Source organism: Emticicia sp., from assembly GCF_049241225.1.
Classification (GTDB): domain Bacteria; phylum Bacteroidota; class Bacteroidia; order Cytophagales; family Spirosomataceae; genus Emticicia.
Map to the genome: position 1 here is coordinate 1 of NZ_JBMLRC010000469.1, position 3,698 is coordinate 3,698.

Consider the following 3,698-nt stretch of genomic DNA (forward strand, 5'->3'; position numbering starts at 1 on the left):
ATAAGCCCATTAACTTTCTGTGGACTTGTCGACTATTGACCGTGGACTACTTAGGTTACTAAAAGTCTGTTTATTAAGACTTTCGTTACCAAGCAAACCAATTAGCAATTTCTAAATCTCATTCCCCTATAACTAATAACCAGTTCCCTAATAACTAATAACCAATTCACCAGTAACCAATTTAAAGTTTACAAAAAAATCATTCTCTTTTCTACTTGCTTTCATAAAATTCGCTCTAAATTTGTTGTTCATTTTAAAGGTGAAATAAAATAGTTTTCTCTTTTCAAAAAAGAATGATATTTTGAAGTTCAAAAAACTACTTTAATAAAACAATTCTTTTAAAATACTGATTAAAGATAAACTACTGTGGACTACGGACTGTGAACCGTAGACTGCTCAAAGCCTAATCACGCAAATAAAGCCAGATTTTCATGCTTTCTCACTTATTAATAAAAAATTACGCTCTTATTGAGCATCTCGAACTAAAGCCCGATGCTCATTTCAATATAGTCACTGGCGAAACAGGTGCAGGTAAGTCAATCATGCTCGGGGCGATTGGTCTGTTATTGGGCAATAGAGCTGATACAAAGACCCTGTACAACGAGTCGGAGAAATGTATCATTGAAGGTACATTTGATATGGCGGGTTTCTATATAAAAAATATTTTTGAAGAAGAAGAACTCGACTTTGAAAGCTCGTGTATTGTGCGTAGAGAAATTTCTCCGAGCGGAAAATCAAGGGCATTCATCAACGATACGCCTGTTACACTCGAAACGCTTCGCAAGATTTCGTCTCAGTTGATGGATATTCATTCGCAGCACGATTCAATTTTACTTGGCTCAAACGAATACCAACTTCGTATTGTGGATACTTACGCCCAATGCCACGATAAATTGGTGGAGTACCAGGAAAAATACCGTACCTACAAAAAACTGCAAGATGCTTATCAGCAATTACAAATCGAGGCTGACCAAAATAAAAAAGAATTCGACTTCAATAATTTCCAGCTGGAAGAACTCGTAAAGGCCAAACTTGACCCGAACGAGCAAGAATTACTTGAGCAAGAACTCAATATTTTAGAACACGCCGAAGAAGTAAAACTTCGCTTAAAGACCGTTTACGAATACCTCAATAATTCCGAACAATCAGTCCTTTCGGTGCTTCAGTCAACGGTTAGTTCACTGAACCCTATTGCCAGTTATTCTCCTGATTATCAACAATATAAAGACCGAATTCAGAGTTGTTTATTAGAGTTAAAAGACGTTTCTCGAGATATTGAGTCGGAAGAAGACAATATTGAATTGGATGGACAAAAAATCATTGAGATTCAAGAGCGACTGAATTTACTTTACAAACTCCAACAAAAACACGCCGTAAAATCAAATGGTGAATTGCTCGAAATTCAAGCAATTTTAGAGGAGAAAGTAAGTAAAGTATTGAACCTGAGTGAAAATCTTTCGGCAGCAAAAGAGCGTGTAAACAAAGCTTTCGAGGCTGCAACCAAAGTAGCCGAATCATTGTCTAAGGCTCGTCAAAAGGTTTTACCCGAAATCGAAAAACGAGTCATTGGTTTATTGATTGAGCTGGGTATGCCAAACGCTTTACTCAAAATTCAGCACCAAAGCATCGCACTCAACAGCGAAGGTATCGACCAAATTAATTTCTTATTTAGTGCCAATAAAGGCGTTACGCCTCGACAATTAAAAGATGTAGCATCGGGTGGAGAATTCTCTCGATTGATGTTGGCAATTAAATATGTTTTAGGCGATAAACGCTCATTGCCAACCATTATTTTCGACGAAATTGACACGGGTATTTCGGGCGAAGTAGCCATAAAAGTTGGAAAAATGATGCGGGAAATGGCTCAAAGTATTCAGGTAATTGCCATTACACACTTGCACCAAATTGCGGGCAGAGGTTCATCGCATTTCTTTGTTTATAAAGATAACTCTTCGACCAAAACAGTTAGCCGTATCAAACAGTTAAGTCAAGACGAACGCATTATTGAAATTGCAAAAATGATTGGTGGCGAACACCCTTCAGAAAGTGCAATTCATAGTGCCATCGAAATGCTTGGCATAACACATTAATAATCAAACAATTACACAAAACAAATCATAAAATGAAGAATTTATTAGCCGCCTTACTTGTTGTATTTTCATTCGCTTGCACAGATAAATCGGCCGAAGAAGCGGCCAAACTCAAAGAAGAAACTTTCAAAATTCACGATGAAGTAATGCCGATTAGCATGAATTTGGAAGATCTGAAAACTGAAGTGATGAAAAAAGCCGAAACTGACACAACATTGAAAAAAACGGCTTTGGAGATATCGTTGGCATTAGATAAAGCCTACAACGACATGGAAACGTGGATGCCAAAATTAGGCGAAGCTGGCGATATGAAAGATGGCGAAGAAAAAGTAAAGGCACTAACTGCTCTGAAAGTAGAGGGCGAGCAATTGAAACAATCAACGCTTGATGCAAAGAAAAAAGCAGAAGAGTTTTTGAAATAAAATCAGATTATATCTTAAAAAGCCTGTAGGTTAATTCTTGCAGGCTTAATTTATTCATGAAAAAGTTAATTCCAGTCATACTATTTTGTATCACAATCATTAGTATCATTTCTTGCGAAAGTTCTTCTCGCAAATTACCGATTTTGGGCGAACGAGAATTTATCAATGGCGACTCGGTTTATCACACCATTCCAGACTTTTCGTTTGTCAATCAAGAGAATCAGACCATTACGCACAAAAACTACGAAGGAAAAATTTACGTTGCCGATTTTTTCTTCACCACCTGTCCTACTATTTGCCCAATCATGAAAAAGCAAATGCTAAGGGTGTACGAAAAATTCAAAGAAAATCCCAAAGTTGGTATTTTATCTCATTCTATCGACCCTCGACATGATTCGGTACAAGTGCTGAAAGAATATGCCGCCCGATTGGGCGTGAAAAGCAAAATGTGGAATTTCGTAACGGGAGAAAAAGCAAAGATTTACGAAATCGGCGAAAAATCTTATTATGTAACGGCTGGCGAAGACTCAACGGCTGCGGGTGGAATTATTCATAGCGGAGCATTTATTTTGGTTGATACCAAACGCAGAGTTCGTGGAGTTTATGATGGAACCAAAGAAACCGATGTCACTAAATTATTAAAAGACATGGAGGTTTTATTAAACGAAAAATAAAATGAGACAACAAATCAGAGATATGAGGTATGATGAAGATAATATACCACTTATCAAAGAACTTAAAAACATCTATAAATATTTCAAACAATTATTTTCAAAGCTATATGTACTCATCATAGCTGTCGTTTCTTTTACCTCATGTCAGTCAGAAGAAAAGATAAAACTCGAGCAGTATTATATCGGAGGAAAGGAACTGTACGAGCAAAATTGTGCGAATTGCCACCAAAAAGATGGAAAAGGACTCCAAAGCCTTTATCCACCAATTGCAGGCAGTGATTATCTGAAAGACAAAGAAAAAGTTATTTATATAATCAAAAATGGGCTTGCAGGTGAAATTTTAGTTAACGGTAAGAAATATAACCAACCAATGCCAGCCAATAATCAACTCACCAATCTGGATATTGCTGAAATTGTGACCTACATTTATAACGAATGGAATGGTGAAACTAAAATTACTGAAGTGAAAGAGGTTGAGAAAGTTTTGAATAACAAATAATATAGAAGAAATA

At 36.6% G+C, this 3,698-nt stretch carries 4 protein-coding genes; all 4 read left to right on the plus strand.

What is annotated here, in order from left to right:
• Positions 1 to 431: 431 nt before the first annotated feature.
• Genes recN through ACOVO2_RS24145 form a run of 4 tightly spaced genes read left to right on the plus strand, consistent with a single transcriptional unit; the run spans position 432 to position 3,685 of the window.
• Positions 432 to 2,090, plus strand: coding sequence for a DNA repair protein RecN (gene recN / locus ACOVO2_RS24130; protein WP_421772432.1), 1,659 nt, complete (start codon positions 432 to 434; stop codon positions 2,088 to 2,090).
• Positions 2,091 to 2,122: 32 nt separating this feature from the next.
• Entirely contained in the window at positions 2,123 to 2,512 is a 390-nt protein-coding gene (locus ACOVO2_RS24135) for a hypothetical protein (protein ID WP_421772433.1), read from the plus strand.
• A 56-nt stretch (positions 2,513 to 2,568) separates the two neighbouring features.
• Complete coding sequence (locus ACOVO2_RS24140; RefSeq protein WP_421772434.1) at positions 2,569 to 3,186, plus strand: SCO family protein; 618 nt, start codon at positions 2,569 to 2,571, stop codon at positions 3,184 to 3,186.
• A gap of 1 nt (position 3,187) precedes the next feature.
• Positions 3,188 to 3,685, plus strand: a complete 498-nt coding sequence (locus ACOVO2_RS24145) for a c-type cytochrome (protein ID WP_421772435.1) — start codon at positions 3,188 to 3,190, stop codon at positions 3,683 to 3,685.
• Positions 3,686 to 3,698: the final 13 nt, after the last annotated feature.

What these genes read in the sequence shown, in the direction of transcription:
- ACOVO2_RS24135 (WP_421772433.1), top strand. Translation starts at nt 2,123, where the DNA reads ATGAAGAATTTATTAGCCGCCTTACTTGTTGTATTTTCATTCGCTTGC.
- ACOVO2_RS24140 (WP_421772434.1), top strand. Translation starts at nt 2,569, where the DNA reads ATGAAAAAGTTAATTCCAGTCATACTATTTTGTATCACAATCATTAGT.
- recN (WP_421772432.1), top strand. Translation starts at nt 432, where the DNA reads ATGCTTTCTCACTTATTAATAAAAAATTACGCTCTTATTGAGCATCTC.
- ACOVO2_RS24145 (WP_421772435.1), top strand. Translation starts at nt 3,188, where the DNA reads ATGAGACAACAAATCAGAGATATGAGGTATGATGAAGATAATATACCA.